Origin of the sequence: Leclercia sp. W17 (genome assembly GCF_003336325.1) — a bacterium.
Classification (GTDB): Bacteria; Pseudomonadota; Gammaproteobacteria; order Enterobacterales; family Enterobacteriaceae; genus Enterobacter.
Genome location: NZ_CP031101.1, coordinates 4,135,792 through 4,149,399, shown reverse-complemented (window position 1 = coordinate 4,149,399; position 13,608 = coordinate 4,135,792). Strand labels below are relative to the sequence as shown.

Below are 13,608 nucleotides of genomic sequence, written 5' to 3'. Positions count from 1 at the left end.
GATTAACAGAGGATGAGCGTGTGGTAAAAGCCAAACAAGTGGGCTGGCGACTGTTGGCTGCCAGCGTCTGCGTGCTGACCATCAGCAGCGCGGCGCGAGCCGATTCACTGGATGAACAACGTAACCGCTATGCCCAGATCAAACAGGCATGGGATCAGCGACAGATGGAGACGGTGCAGGCCCTGATGCCGACGCTGAAAGATTACCCGCTGTACCCCTATCTGGAATACCGCCAGCTCACCGACGACCTGATGAACCAGCCGACGATCACCGTCAAAAACTTTATCCAGGCCAACCCGACGCTGCCTCCGGCGCGTACCTTACAGTCGCGCTTTGTCAACGAGCTGGCCCGCCGTGAAGACTGGCGCGGCCTGCTGGCCTTTAGCCCGGAGAAGCCGGGCACTACCGAAGCGCAGTGTAACTACTATTATGCAAAATGGGCGACAGGCCAGCAGGAAGAGGCCTGGAACGGCGCCAAAGAGCTATGGCTCACCGGTAAAAGCCAGCCGAACGCCTGCGACTCGCTGTTCGGCGCCTGGCGTGCCTCCGGCAAGCAGGATCCTTTAGCGTATCTGGAGCGCATCCGTCTGGCGATGAAAGCGGGCAACACCCGTCTGGTGACCGCGCTCGCCGGACAGATGCCCCCCGAGTATCAGACCATCTCCAGCGCGCTGATCCAGCTGGCGAACGATCCGAAGACGGTGATGGACTTTGCCCGCACCACGGGTGCTACCGATTTTACCCGCCAGATGGCGGCAGTGGCGTTCACCAGCGTGGCGCGTGACGACGTGGAAAACGCCCGGCTGATGATCCCATCCCTTGCCCAGGCGCAGCAGCTCAATGAGGATCAGACCCAGGAGCTGCGCGATATTGTGGCGTGGCGACTGATGGGCAGCGATGTCACCGATGAACAGGCGCGCTGGCGCGATGACGCCATCATGCGTTCCCAGTCCACCTCGCTGGTGGAACGCCGTGTGCGCATGGCGTTGGGGAATGGCGATCGCCGCGGCCTGAACACCTGGCTGGCGCGCTTGCCGATGGAAGCGAAAGAGAAGGACGAGTGGCTCTACTGGCAGGCGGATCTTCTGCTGGAGCGGGGGCGTGAGGAGGAGGCGAAATCGATTCTGCACAGCCTGATGCAGCAGCGCGGTTTCTATCCGATGGTCGCGGCCCAGCGGCTCGGCGAGGAGTACACCTTAAAGATTGATAAAGCGCCGTCCGGCGTCAACGCGGCGCTGGTAAATGGGCCGGAGATGGCGCGGGTGCGCGAGCTGATGTACTGGAATCTGGACAACACCGCCCGCAGCGAATGGGCGAACCTGGTCACCAGCCGCACGGTAGAGGAAAAAGCACAACTGGCGCGCTATGCCTTTGATAATCACTGGTGGGATCTCAGCGTGCAGGCGACGATCGCCGGTAAGCTGTGGGATCATCTTGAGGAGCGTTTCCCGCTGGCCTATAAGGATCTGTTCGAACGCTATACCCGCGGCAAAACTATCCCGCAGAGCTATGCGATGGCGATTGCCCGCCAGGAGAGCGCCTGGAACCCGAAAGTGCGCTCGCCGGTGGGGGCCAGCGGTCTGATGCAGGTGATGCCTGCCACCGCCGCCCATACGGTGAAGAAGTTTAATCTACCGGGCTATAGCAGCCCGTCGCAGCTGCTGGATCCGGAGACCAATATCAATATTGGCACCACCTATCTGCAGAGCGTCTACGATCAGTTCGGCGATAACCGCATCTTTGCCTCGGCGGCCTATAACGCCGGTCCGGGACGCGTGCGCACCTGGCTTGGCAACAGCGCCGGACGCATTGACGCGGTGGCGTTTGTCGAGAGCATTCCGTTCTCGGAAACCCGCGGCTATGTGAAAAACGTCCTGGCGTATGATGCTTACTATCGCTACTTCATGGGAGAGAAAGATACCCTGATGAGCGACAGTGAGTGGCAGCGACGTTACTGATCGGTGGGGTTATGTTATGCTTGTACTCGTTTAAGAGTACGAAAGGCGGCATAACATGACCCAGCATTCCCCTTATTCATCGGCGATGGCCGAGCAACGTCATCAGGAGTGGCTTCGTTTTGTGGAGCTGCTTCGTCAGTCTTATGAACAGGATCTGCATCTGCCGCTGCTGCAGCTGATGCTCACCCCCGACGAGCGCGAGGCGCTGGGCACCCGGGTGCGGATTATCGAAGAGTTACTGCGCGGTGAGATGAGCCAGCGCGAACTGAAAAGCGAGCTGGGGGCGGGGATCGCCACCATCACCCGCGGATCGAACAGCCTGAAATCGGCGCCGGTTGAATTACGCCAGTGGCTGGAGCAGGTGCTGCTGAAAAACGCCTGATGGCGCTGCGCTTATCAGGCCTACACAAGACGTGTGTACCGTAGGCCGGATAAGGCGTAATTACCTGTATATCGCGTTATGAAACGGGCTCAACGCCAGGATCACCGCCTGATGATAAACGCTTGAGCGCGTCAGCGCCCCGGCGGTAAAGACCCCAATCGCCCCCTCTTTGCGCCCAATCTCATCAATGCCGGTGTATTTCGACATCACCGGCCCAAGCGCTTCCCCTTCGCGCACTTTATCCAGAATGACCTCCGGAAGCGGCAGGGTAGCGGAACGGGCTTCGCCGCGCTGCTCCCGGCTCTCGATAACCACCCAGCTAAAGGTTGCGCCTTCGTCAATGCCCGCTTCAATCGCCACCCAAAAGTCCGCATCTGGACAGGCGGCCTTCGCATTGGCGACGCGGTTCCGTGCGCCAGCGCGCGTTTCCTCGCTGCCGAATGGCTGTTCCGGGACGCCGCTCTCGACGCTGACGGATGTAATGTGGCAGGATCCTTCGCCGAAGATCTCGTCAAATGCCCTTAGAATTGCCTGAATTTTGGCAGGATTAGTGGTAGCAGAGACAACCTGGTGCATAATTAAGCCTAACTCTAAAAATATCATCGCAGTATAACGGAAAAAAAGCATGTTACAGGTATACCTTGTTCGCCACGGTGAAACGCAGTGGAACGCCGAGCGACGTATTCAAGGCCAGTCAGACAGTCCACTTACTGCCAAGGGTGAGGAACAGGCCCGGCAGGTTGGCGAACGCGCCAGAACGCTGGGCATTACCCATATCATCGCCAGCGATTTAGGTCGCACGCGACGCACAGCGGAGATTATCGCGCAGGCCTGCGGCTGCGATGTCACCGTGGATGCCCGCCTGCGTGAGCTGGATATGGGAGTGCTGGAACAGCGTCTTATCGATACCCTGACGGAAGAAGAAGAGTCCTGGCGTCGTACGCTGGTTAACGGCAGCGAAGATGGCCGTATTCCGCAAGGCGAATCGATGCTGGAGCTGAGCGAGCGTATGCATGCGGCACTGGCAGCCTGCCTGGATCTTCCCGAGGGCAGTCGGCCATTGCTGGTGAGTCACGGAATGGCGTTGGGTTGTCTGGTCAGCACCATCCTTGGGCTTCCGGCCTGGGCTGAACGTCGCCTGCGTCTGCGTAACTGCTCGCTTTCCCGCATCGACTATCAGCAAAGTCCATGGCTGGCTTCAGGCTGGATTGTGGAGATGGCAGGGGATATCTCGCATCTCGATGCCCCTGCATTAGATGAGCTGCAGCGTTAACGGCGGATAGGAATCAGGTATTCGCAGCGCAGATCGATTGGGCGTTCGTCCGGTTTAACATCCGTTGACGGATAGTAACGCTCAATATCCTGCCCCTTTCTGCGGTTCAGGTTCAGCATCGGCATACAGGTGCCATAGACCGTCATGATAAAGTCCTGCACGCCGGTACCCAGCCCTTCATAGGTGAACATCACATATTCACCGCCTTCCAGCACCACCGGTTTCGACCCCTGAATATAGCCATTGGCCATTTCCAGCGTTAATGCCGTGGTGTAGAACACTTCCTGCTCGTCATCTTTTTCCAGACTTGGACGCGTCTCGTTCAGGCCATATAGCAGCGGCGGAATAGCTGGCGCATGGCTGAGGAAATCACGCCAGAACTGAACGCGCATCTGATGACGAAATTCGGAGATCTGCTCCAGCGAGCAGGAGTAGCTTTGCGTCGTACCGACCAGGTGCGTCTCTGGCAGAGTGACGAACTCATGCTGAGGCAGGGTGAACTCGCCGAGGCGCAGCGGCGGGCACATCCCGAACGAACTCCAGTCCGGCGAGCGGCGGTAGAGCGCAGGGGTCAACGAGAACTGTTTTTTGAACGCGCGGGTAAAGGTCTGCTGTGAATCAAAGCGGTACTGTAAAGCGATATCCAGAATCGGACGCGCAGTCAGGCGAAGCGCCACGGCGGACTTGGACAGGCGACGCGCGCGGATATAAGCACCAATGGCATGACCTGTGACATCCTTAAACATCCGCTGTAAGTGCCACTTAGAATATCCCGCTTTTGCCGCCACATTATCTAGTGACAAAGGCTGATCCAGATGGCCTTCCAGCCAGGTAAGAAGATCGCGAATAATTCCAGCCTGATCCATATACTATCCTCATCCTTAATACAGCAGGTACCCTGCTAACAGGTTAGCGGATAATAGCATTTTTTGATGTTTTAGCATTCAGTGTTTTTTTTGCGCTTAAATGCGGTTTTCCTGGTGATCCAGGAGAATATTTTCTAATGCTGTGATCTTGCTGCTTTTTTTATATGATTGTTGAATAATTACGCAGTTCAATTTTCAAATATGGTAACAATATGAAATACAAGACATTGATCGTCACGACGCTGCTGTTATTAATGGGGCGCGCCGTGCAGGCAGAGGAGATTGGCTCTGTCGATACCGTGTTCAAAGTTTTCGGGCCGGACCATAAAATTGTTGTCGAAGCCTTTGACGATCCCGATGTAAAAAACGTGACCTGCTATATCAGTCGCGCAAAAACGGGCGGGATAAAAGGGGGCCTTGGGCTGGCGGAAGACACCTCCGACGCGGCAATCTCCTGTCAGCAGGTGGGGCCGGTTGAGCTGAGCGAGAAGATCAAAAACGGTAAGGCGCAGGGCGACGTGGTGTTCCAGAAACGCACCTCGCTGGTGTTCAAAAAACTGCAGGTGGTGCGTTTCTATGATGCGAAGCGTAACGCGCTGGCTTATCTGGCCTACTCGGACAAGGTCGTTGAAGGTTCACCGAAAAACGCGCTCAGCGCGGTGCCCATTATGCCGTGGCATTAATTCAGGGACACGCCATGCAGCAACCTGTGGTCTGGCTGGTTGAAGACGAAATCAGCATCGCCGATACGCTGATCTACATGCTCCAGCAGGAGGGATTTGCGGTAAAGGCCTTTGAACGTGGCCTGCCGGTGCTGGAGGAAGCGCGCCGACAAAGCCCGGCGCTCGCCATCCTGGATGTGGGGCTACCGGATATCAGCGGTTTTGAGCTCTGCCGTCAGCTGCTGGCCCGGCATCCTTCGCTACCGGTGCTGTTCCTGACGGCCCGCAGCGATGAAGTGGACAAGCTGCTCGGTCTGGAGATCGGCGCCGATGATTACGTCGCCAAACCCTTCTCGCCCCGGGAGGTATGCGCCCGGGTGCGAACCATTTTACGGCGCATGCAAAAGTCCGCTGCGCCTTCAGAGATTGTCCGTATCGGCGAGTTTGAACTGAATGAACCTGCCGCCAGAATCAGCTGGTTTGGTGAGCCATTACCCCTGACACGCTACGAGTTCCTGCTGCTTAAAACGCTGCTGAACGCGCCGGGGCGCGTCTATTCCCGCCAGCAACTGATGGATAAAGTCTGGGGAGAGGAGGGCGACAGCTTCGATCGCACCGTGGATACCCATATTAAAACCCTGCGCGCCAAGCTGCGGGCCGTGAATGACCAGCTTTCCCCTATCAGCACCCATCGCGGCATGGGTTATAGCCTGGGATTATATTAATGCGCATAGGCATGCGGCTGTTGCTGGGATACTTCCTGATTGTGGCCATCGCGGCGTGGTTTGTGCTGTCGATCTTTGTTCAGGAGATTAAGCCCGGCGTGCGCAGGGCAACCGAAGGCACGTTGATTGACACCGCGACGCTGCTGGCGGAAGTGGGACGAGACGATCTGCTGGCAAGCAACCCGCAGGAGGGCAAGCTGGCGCAGGCCTTTTCCCGGCTCCACCAGCGCCCGTTTCGCGCCAATATTGGCGGCATTCATAAAGTGCGTAACGAATATCATGTCTACATGACCGATGCCCGCGGCCGGGTGGTATTTGATTCCGCCGGCCTGGCCGTGGGGAAGGATTACGCGCGCTGGAACGACGTCTGGCTGACGCTGCGTGGGGAGTATGGCGCCCGCAGTACGCCGAGCGATCCGCAGGATCCGGAGAGCACGGTCATGTACGTTGCCGCGCCGGTGGTCGATCGGGGCAAGATTATCGGCGTGTTGTCGGTTGGCAAGCCTAATAGCGCGATGGCGCCGGTGATCCAGCGCAGCGAGCGACGGATCCTGTGGGCCGGCGGCGCGCTGCTGGGGATTGCGTTGCTCATTGGTCTGGCGGTGGCCTGGTGGATCAACCGCTCGATTAACACCCTGTCGCGCTATGCCGACTCGGTGACCAATGATACGCCGCTGCCGTTGCCCGATCCGGGCAGCAGTGAACTGCGCAAACTGGCGCAGGCGCTGGAGAACATGCGTGTTCGTCTGGAGGGAAAAAATGATATCGAAAATTATGTGCATGCGCTCACCCACGAACTGAAGAGCCCGCTGGCCGCGATCCGCGGTGCGGCGGAGATCCTGGCAGAGCAGCCCCCGCCGCAGGTGGCGGCGCGGTTTATTGATAATATCCTGGCGCAAAACGCGCGCATGCAGTCGCTGGTTGAAAAACTTCTCGCTCAGGCCAGGCTGGAAAACAGGGTCGAGATCGTTCCGGTCAGTGTTAGCATTGATGCGCTGTTTACACGCCTTGCCGATGCGCGCGCGGCGACGCTGGCCTCCCGAAACATCACCCTGAACTGGCAAAGGAGCGGGTGCTACGTGGAGGGCGATGCCGATCTGCTTGAGCAGGCGCTGGGCAATTTATTGGATAACGCTATCGACTTTACCCCGCCGGGTGGGGCGATCCAGCTTGCCGCTACGCAGGCGTTCAGGCAGGTCACCATCACCGTGACGGATAACGGAAGCGGTATTCCGGATTATGCGCAGGCGCGAATCTTTGAGCGCTTCTACTCTCTCCCGCGCGAGAACGGATTGAAAAGCAGCGGGCTCGGGCTGGCCTTTGTGCTGGAGGTGGCGCGTCTGCATCAGGGGAGCATCGATCTGCGAAACCGAACTGACGGCGGCGTGACGGCCACCCTGATACTTCACCGTCCCTTCACATAACTTCAAACTGGCCCCACATAGCCTGGTTAGGCTCTCCTCATCACAAAGGAGACCTGATATGAAATCCCCCCTGTTCTGGAAAGTCAGCACCCTGTTGGGGTGCATTCTGCTGTTACTCGTCCCACTGATGCTGGTGGGCAATCTGATTTCGGAGCGTGAGAGTTATCGCAACGAGGTCGAAAACACCCTCCGCCAGAGTACCAGCGGCCCGCAGCAGCTGGTGGGCCCGCTGATCGCCATTCCGGTAACGGAGGTTTATTACAAACAGGAAGAGGCGAAAAAGGTGGAGTATAAGAAGCGTTATATGCACTTCATCCTGCCGGAGACGCTACAGGTCGTGGGCAATCAGCACGTGCAGACACGCAATATCGGCATCTATGACGGGCAAATCTGGAATACCGATCTCAACATTAAGGCGCAGTTTACGACGGAAAAACTGGCGGAGTTGCAGGGTGAGACGATGACGCTCGGCAAGCCATTTATTGTGGTCGGCGTCGGGGATGCGCGCGGAATAGGGGCAGTGAGCATCTCAAAAATCAATGGTGAGACGTTAAGTATCGAGCCTGGCGCCGGGGTGTACGGGGCGTTATCCGGCATTCACATCCCACTGACCGACAACGCGCTGGCGGCAAAAACCGTCTCGCTGGAGATGTCGCTCAATCTGGCTGGTACCGGCAGCTTTGCCGTGGTTCCGGTGGGGCGTAACAGCGAAATGACCCTGAACAGTAACTGGCCGCACCCGAGCTTTATGGGCAATTACCTGCCGGTTAAGCACGAGATTAGCGCGTCCGGTTTCCAGGCAAACTGGAAAAGCAGCTGGTTTGCGAACAACCTAGCGGGCTGGTTCAACGACAACGAGGTCGCTGAATGGAGTGCGATCCCGGCGTTTAGCGTCACGGTGGCGACCCCCGCGGATCAGTATCAGCTGACCGACCGCGCGATTAAGTACGCCATTTTACTGATTGCTTTGACGTTTATGGCCTTCTTCGTCTTTGAAACTTTAACCGGATTGCGGCTGCACCCGATGCAGTACCTGCTGGTGGGACTGGCGCTGGTGCTGTTCTATCTGGTGCTACTGGCGTTGTCTGAGCATGTGGGCTTTACACCCGCATGGATTATCGCCAGCCTGGTGGGGGCGCTAATGAACGGCGTCTATCTGCAGGCAGTGCTGAAAAGCTGGAAACGCAGTGGCCTGTTTGTGCTGGCGCTGCTGGGGTTGGACGTGGTGATGTGGTTCCTGCTGCGTTCAGAAGAGAGTGCGTTGCTGCTGGGCTCTGCGGTGCTGGCGCTGGCCCTGTTCGCGGTAATGTATCTCACGCGCCACTTTGACTGGTACTCGCTCTCCCAGCCGAAGCGCACGGCGCCATCCGGGTCAACGGATAAAGATACGATGCGGTTATGGAAATAAAAAAAACGGCGCCAGGGCGCCGTTTTTTATGACTTATGTGCAGAATTATTCCTGCAGGTCGCCGCAGAAACGATAGCCTTCACCATGAATGGTGGCGATGATTTCTGGTGTATCCGGCGTGGATTCGAAGTGTTTACGAATACGGCGGATAGTCACGTCAACGGTACGGTCGTGCGGCTTCAGCTCACGGCCGGTCATTTTTTTCAGCAGTTCTGCACGGGACTGGATCTTGCCCGGGTTTTCGCAGAAGTGCAGCATGGCGCGGAATTCGCTGCGCGGCAGTTTGTACTGGTCGCCCTGCGGGCTCACCAGAGAACGGCTATTAATATCAAGTTCCCAGCCGTTGAATTTGTAGCTCTCTACGCTACGACGCTCTTCGCTGACCGTGCCCAGGTTCATGGTGCGGGACAGCAGGTTGCGTGCACGAATGGTTAACTCGCGTGGGTTAAACGGTTTGGTGATATAGTCATCCGCGCCGATTTCCAGGCCAAGAATTTTATCAACTTCGTTATCGCGGCCAGTCAGGAACATTAACGCAACGTTCGCCTGTTCACGCAGTTCACGTGCCAGCAGAAGGCCGTTTTTACCCGGCAGGTTGATGTCCATGATAACCAGGTTGATATCATTTTCAGAAAGGATCTGATGCATCTCTGCGCCATCGGTCGCTTCAAAGACATCGTAGCCTTCTGCTTCGAAAATGCTCTTTAACGTGTTGCGTGTTACCAACTCGTCTTCAACGATAAGAATGTGCGGGGTCTGCATGTTTGCTACCTAAATTGCCAACTAAATCGAAACAGGAAGTACAAAAGTCCCTGACCTGCCTGATACATGCCACAAATTAACATGACCGGCGTAACGTGACTAAAGTACGTAATTGCGTTCTTGATGCACTTTCCATCAACGTCAACAACATCATTAGCTTGGTCGTGGGTACTTTCCCTCTGGACCCGACAGTGTCAAAAACGGCTGTCATCCTAACCATTTTAACAGCAACATAACAGGCTAAGTGACACCAGACACCCAATAAAACTACGCTTCGTTGACATATATCAAGTTCAATTGTAGCACGTTAACAGTTTGATGAAATCATCGTAGCGGATCGCTAGCCTTTGTCACAAATTTTCAACAAACCAACTAGTTGCGACCGTTAATTAATAAACAAGGTGAATCCAATGTCAACATTGAACCTGAGAAATCATTATCATTATTAAACATAGGGATAAGCGTTATTCATTAACATTATCCCTTAAAGTTCATCCATGAAATAGTTTAGTATTTTTAATTTGTAGTGAAACGCTATTTCGGTGATTTCTGTTGCGAATTTGTAAATTCGTGATGCGTAATATAATGATGCGTATCACATTTTTATCGGCTAACTGCCTAAAAAGAGAGCATAAATGCATTTGTCTATCGTACTGGTATCCCCAGCAAGAGCAGAAAATATCGGCGCCGCCGCACGGGCAATAAAGACCATGGGGTTTACCGATTTACGTATTGTCGCCAGCGATGCGCACAACGAACCTGCGGCACGTTGGGTTGCCCATGGGTCGGGAGATATCCTTGATAATTTAACTACTTACGAAACTCTGGCCGACGCGCTGCACGATATCTCTTTTACCGTCGCTACCACCGCCCGTAGCCGATCTAAGTTTCATTACTACGCCACGCCCGCTGAGCTGGTGCCGTTACTGGCAGAAAAAAGCCAGTGGCTGCCCAACATGGCGCTGGTTTTTGGCCGGGAAGATTCCGGCCTGACGAACGAGGAACTGGCACTTGCGGACGTGCTGACCGGCGTGCCGATGGTGGCAGATTATCCGTCGCTAAATTTAGGTCAGGCCGTGATGGTGTATTGCTATCAATTAGCATCCTTGATGCAAAATCCTGCTTCACCTCCGGCTGAGGTGGATGAAAACCAGCTTTCTGCTCTGCGTACGCGTACCGAACGCCTGCTGACCTCGCTGAATGTCGCCGACGATCAGAAAATGGCGGAGTGGCTACAGCAGCGGTTAGGTCTGTTAGGTCAGCGAGACACGGCAATGTTGCACAGATTACTGCACGATATCGAAAAAAAACTGGCAGAGTAAAACGCTGTCATACTTTTTTGTTATGGTTGAATGCTCCAAAAAATGTGCTGTGCACGGTCCGATCCGGACGGAAATAAAAACTCAGGTAGAGATACGTGAAAGGGCCGGAAAATGTGATCAAATTAGAAATTCGTTGACTTACCGGCACGTATGCTTTAACCAATAGAGTCAGACAGCACAGACAGATAATAATGACAGAGTACACAACATCCATGAAACGCATCAGCATCACCACCATTACCACCACCATCATCATTACCACAGGTAACGGTGCGGGCTGACGCGTACAGGAAAGAAAAGAAAAAAGCCCGCACCTGAACAGTGCGGGCTTTTTTTTCGGCTAAAGATCACGAGGTAACAACCATGCGAGTGTTGAAGTTCGGCGGTACATCAGTGGCAAATGCAGAACGATTTCTGCGTGTTGCCGACATCCTGGAGAGCAATGCCAGGCAGGGGCAGGTGGCGACGGTTCTCTCTGCCCCGGCTAAAATTACCAATCACCTGGTGGCGATGATTGAAAAAACCATCGGGGGTCAGGATGCACTGGTGAACATCAGCGACGCTGAGCAGATCTTTGCCAGCCTGCTGCAGGGCCTGGCGGATGCACAGCCTGGCTTTCCTCACGCCCAACTGAAAGCCTTCGTTGAGCAAGAGTTCGCTCAGATTAAACACGTTCTGCATGGTATCAGCCTGTTGGGGCAGTGCCCGGACAGCATCAACGCGGCGCTGATCTGCCGCGGTGAAAAACTCTCTATCGCCATTATGGCGGGCCTGCTGGAAGCGCGCGGCCATAACGTCACGGTGATCGATCCCGTTGAAAAACTGCTCGCTGTTGGCCATTACCTCGAATCAACCGTAGATATTGCCGAATCTACCCGTCGCATTGCGGCAGGCAAAATTCCTGCCGACCACATGATCCTGATGGCGGGCTTCACCGCCGGGAATGAAAAAGGGGAGCTGGTGGTGCTGGGCCGTAACGGTTCCGACTACTCCGCCGCTGTGCTGGCCGCCTGCCTGCGGGCCGACTGTTGTGAGATCTGGACTGACGTCGACGGCGTATATACCTGCGACCCCCGCCAGGTGCCCGATGCCCGCCTGCTGAAGTCGATGTCTTATCAGGAAGCGATGGAGCTCTCCTACTTCGGCGCCAAAGTGCTTCACCCTCGTACTATCGCTCCAATCGCCCAGTTCCAGATCCCCTGCCTGATTAAAAACACCGGTAATCCACAGGCGCCAGGCACGCTGATTGGCGCCAGCAGCAATGAAGATGGCCTGCCGGTAAAAGGCATCTCCAACCTCAATAATATGGCGATGTTCAGCGTCTCCGGGCCAGGCATGAAAGGGATGGTTGGCATGGCGGCGCGCGTGTTTGCGGCCATGTCGCGCAACGGCATCTCGGTGGTGTTAATCACCCAGTCCTCCTCGGAATACAGCATCAGCTTCTGCGTACACCAGGCCGACTGCCTGCGCGCGCGCCGGGCGCTGGAAGAGGAATTTTACCTGGAGCTGAAAGAGGAGCTGCTGGAGCCGCTCTCCATACAGGAGCGTCTGGCCGTTATCTCGGTGGTGGGCGACGGTATGCGCACCCTGCGCGGCATCTCCGCGAAGTTCTTTGCGGCGCTGGCGCGGGCGAACATCAATATTGTTGCCATTGCCCAAGGCTCCTCAGAGCGCTCCATCTCCGTGGTGGTGAATAATGATGATGCGACCACCGGCGTGCGCGTCACCCACCAGATGCTGTTTAACACCGATCAGGTGATTGAGGTGTTCCTGATTGGCGTCGGCGGGGTCGGCGGTGCGTTACTGGCGCAGCTGAAGCGCCAGCAGGAGTGGCTGAAGAAAAAGCATATCGATCTGCGCGTCTGCGGCATTGCGAACTCCAAAGCCCTGCTGACCAACGTTCACGGGCTGAACCTCGAGAACTGGCAGGCAGAGCTGGCGGAGGCGAAAGAGCCGTTTAACCTTGGCCGCCTGATCCGCCTGGTCAAAGAGTATCATCTGCTGAATCCGGTGATTGTCGACTGTACCTCCCACCAGGCGGTGGCCGATCAGTATGCCGACTTCCTGCGTGAAGGTTTCCATGTGGTGACGCCAAATAAAAAGGCCAACACCTCGTCGATGGATTACTACCATCAGATGCGCCACGCGGCGGCAAAATCCCGCCGTAAGTTCCTCTACGACACCAACGTCGGCGCCGGGCTGCCGGTTATCGAAAACCTGCAAAACCTGCTCAATGCCGGGGATGAACTGCAGCGTTTCTCCGGCATTCTGTCGGGTTCGCTCTCCTTTATCTTTGGCAAGCTGGACGAAGGCATGAGCCTGTCGGAAGCGACCAAAATGGCGCGTGAGCTGGGCTACACCGAGCCCGATCCCCGTGACGATCTCTCCGGCATGGATGTGGCGCGCAAGCTGCTGATCCTCGCCCGCGAAACGGGACGTGAGCTGGAGCTGTCGGATATCGTAATCGAACCGGTTCTGCCGGAGAGTTTTGACCACGCTGGCGATGTCGCCACCTTTATGGCGAATCTGCCGCAGCTGGATGACGCTTTCGCCTCCCGGGTCGCAAAAGCCCGTGATGAAGGCAAGGTATTGCGCTATGTTGGCAACATTGAAGAAGATGGCGTCTGCCGTGTCAAAGTGGCGGCGGTCGACGGTAACGATCCGCTGTTCAAAGTGAAAAACGGCGAAAACGCCCTCGCGTTTTACAGCCACTATTATCAGCCACTGCCGTTGGTCCTTCGCGGCTATGGCGCGGGGAATGATGTGACGGCGGCGGGCGTGTTTGCCGATCTGCTGCGTACCCTGTCATGGAAGTTAGGAGTTTAA

General features: G+C 56.0%; 14 protein-coding genes and 1 other annotated feature. Of the genes, 11 read left to right on the top strand and 3 right to left on the bottom strand.

Features of this window, described 5'->3' with window-relative positions:
* Positions 1–20 precede the first annotated feature (20 nt).
* Positions 21–1,958, top strand: coding sequence for a murein transglycosylase (sltY, locus tag DVA44_RS20580; protein ID WP_114387986.1), 1,938 nt, complete (start codon positions 21–23; stop codon positions 1,956–1,958).
* Between the two features lie 55 nt (positions 1,959–2,013).
* Positions 2,014–2,340, top strand: a complete 327-nt coding sequence (trpR, locus tag DVA44_RS20575) for a trp operon repressor (RefSeq protein ID WP_103178187.1) — start codon at positions 2,014–2,016, stop codon at positions 2,338–2,340.
* 60 nt (positions 2,341–2,400) lie between these two features.
* Here the strand turns inward: trpR and yjjX are convergent, their stop codons facing one another.
* Positions 2,401–2,916 carry an inosine/xanthosine triphosphatase gene (gene yjjX, locus DVA44_RS20570; protein WP_114388460.1) on the bottom strand — a complete coding sequence of 172 codons (516 nt, stop codon included), beginning with the start codon at positions 2,914–2,916 and terminating at the stop codon, positions 2,401–2,403.
* 49 nt (positions 2,917–2,965) lie between these two features.
* Here yjjX and gpmB point away from each other — a divergent pair, with 49 nt between their 5' ends.
* Positions 2,966–3,613, top strand: coding sequence for a 2,3-diphosphoglycerate-dependent phosphoglycerate mutase GpmB (gene gpmB, locus DVA44_RS20565; RefSeq protein WP_103823185.1), 648 nt, complete (start codon positions 2,966–2,968; stop codon positions 3,611–3,613).
* On the opposite strand, the gene robA is transcribed toward gpmB, so the two are convergent.
* Positions 3,610–4,479, bottom strand: a complete 870-nt coding sequence (robA, locus tag DVA44_RS20560; protein ID WP_114387985.1) for an MDR efflux pump AcrAB transcriptional activator RobA — start codon at positions 4,477–4,479, stop codon at positions 3,610–3,612. The genes gpmB and robA overlap by 4 nt on opposite strands.
* A 212-nt stretch (positions 4,480–4,691) precedes the next feature.
* On the opposite strand from robA, the gene creA reads away from it, so the two are divergent.
* Genes creA through creD form a run of 4 tightly spaced genes read left to right on the top strand, consistent with a single transcriptional unit; the run spans position 4,692 to position 8,698 of the window.
* Positions 4,692–5,162, top strand: a complete 471-nt coding sequence (creA, locus tag DVA44_RS20555) for a protein CreA (protein ID WP_103823187.1) — start codon at positions 4,692–4,694, stop codon at positions 5,160–5,162.
* Between the two features lie 14 nt (positions 5,163–5,176).
* A complete protein-coding gene (gene creB / locus DVA44_RS20550) occupies positions 5,177–5,866 on the top strand; it encodes a two-component system response regulator CreB (RefSeq protein ID WP_103178191.1) in 690 nt (229 codons plus the stop codon).
* Positions 5,866–7,290 (top strand): two-component system sensor histidine kinase CreC, encoded by a 1,425-nt coding sequence (gene creC / locus DVA44_RS20545; protein WP_114387984.1) that lies wholly within the window; start codon positions 5,866–5,868, stop codon positions 7,288–7,290. Before creB ends, creC begins: the two co-directional genes overlap by 1 nt.
* 58 nt (positions 7,291–7,348) lie before the next feature.
* On the top strand, positions 7,349–8,698 hold the full coding sequence (creD, locus tag DVA44_RS20540; RefSeq protein WP_114387983.1) for a cell envelope integrity protein CreD: 1,350 nt from the start codon (positions 7,349–7,351) through the stop codon (positions 8,696–8,698).
* Positions 8,699–8,743: 45 nt separating this feature from the next.
* Here creD and arcA read toward each other — a convergent pair whose 3' ends face one another.
* Positions 8,744–9,460 (bottom strand): two-component system response regulator ArcA, encoded by a 717-nt coding sequence (arcA, locus tag DVA44_RS20535; RefSeq protein WP_039030451.1) that lies wholly within the window; start codon positions 9,458–9,460, stop codon positions 8,744–8,746.
* Between the two features lie 95 nt (positions 9,461–9,555).
* On the opposite strand from arcA, the gene yjjY reads away from it, so the two are divergent.
* The 4 genes from yjjY (at position 9,556) to thrA (ending at position 13,608) form a co-directional block, all read left to right on the top strand.
* Positions 9,556–9,696 (top strand): protein YjjY, encoded by a 141-nt coding sequence (gene yjjY, locus DVA44_RS20530; RefSeq protein ID WP_001541509.1) that lies wholly within the window; start codon positions 9,556–9,558, stop codon positions 9,694–9,696.
* A gap of 399 nt (positions 9,697–10,095) precedes the next feature.
* On the top strand, positions 10,096–10,782 hold the full coding sequence (locus DVA44_RS20525; protein WP_114387982.1) for a tRNA/rRNA methyltransferase: 687 nt from the start codon (positions 10,096–10,098) through the stop codon (positions 10,780–10,782).
* Between the two features lie 212 nt (positions 10,783–10,994).
* Positions 10,995–11,063, top strand: coding sequence for a thr operon leader peptide (thrL, locus tag DVA44_RS20520; RefSeq protein ID WP_103181027.1), 69 nt, complete (start codon positions 10,995–10,997; stop codon positions 11,061–11,063).
* Positions 11,002–11,120, top strand: a sequence feature (Thr leader region). (Overlaps the previous gene by 62 nt.)
* 25 nt (positions 11,121–11,145) lie before the next feature.
* Positions 11,146–13,608, top strand: coding sequence for a bifunctional aspartate kinase/homoserine dehydrogenase I (gene thrA / locus DVA44_RS20515; RefSeq protein WP_114315931.1), 2,463 nt, complete (start codon positions 11,146–11,148; stop codon positions 13,606–13,608).

What these genes read in the sequence shown, in the direction of transcription:
- trpR (WP_103178187.1), top strand. Translation starts at nt 2,014, where the DNA reads ATGACCCAGCATTCCCCTTATTCATCGGCGATGGCCGAGCAACGTCAT.
- yjjX (WP_114388460.1), bottom strand. Translation starts at nt 2,916, where the DNA reads ATGCACCAGGTTGTCTCTGCTACCACTAATCCTGCCAAAATTCAGGCA.
- gpmB (WP_103823185.1), top strand. Translation starts at nt 2,966, where the DNA reads ATGTTACAGGTATACCTTGTTCGCCACGGTGAAACGCAGTGGAACGCC.
- robA (WP_114387985.1), bottom strand. Translation starts at nt 4,479, where the DNA reads ATGGATCAGGCTGGAATTATTCGCGATCTTCTTACCTGGCTGGAAGGC.
- creA (WP_103823187.1), top strand. Translation starts at nt 4,692, where the DNA reads ATGAAATACAAGACATTGATCGTCACGACGCTGCTGTTATTAATGGGG.
- creB (WP_103178191.1), top strand. Translation starts at nt 5,177, where the DNA reads ATGCAGCAACCTGTGGTCTGGCTGGTTGAAGACGAAATCAGCATCGCC.
- creC (WP_114387984.1), top strand. Translation starts at nt 5,866, where the DNA reads ATGCGCATAGGCATGCGGCTGTTGCTGGGATACTTCCTGATTGTGGCC.
- creD (WP_114387983.1), top strand. Translation starts at nt 7,349, where the DNA reads ATGAAATCCCCCCTGTTCTGGAAAGTCAGCACCCTGTTGGGGTGCATT.
- arcA (WP_039030451.1), bottom strand. Translation starts at nt 9,460, where the DNA reads ATGCAGACCCCGCACATTCTTATCGTTGAAGACGAGTTGGTAACACGC.
- DVA44_RS20525 (WP_114387982.1), top strand. Translation starts at nt 10,096, where the DNA reads ATGCATTTGTCTATCGTACTGGTATCCCCAGCAAGAGCAGAAAATATC.
- thrA (WP_114315931.1), top strand. Translation starts at nt 11,146, where the DNA reads ATGCGAGTGTTGAAGTTCGGCGGTACATCAGTGGCAAATGCAGAACGA.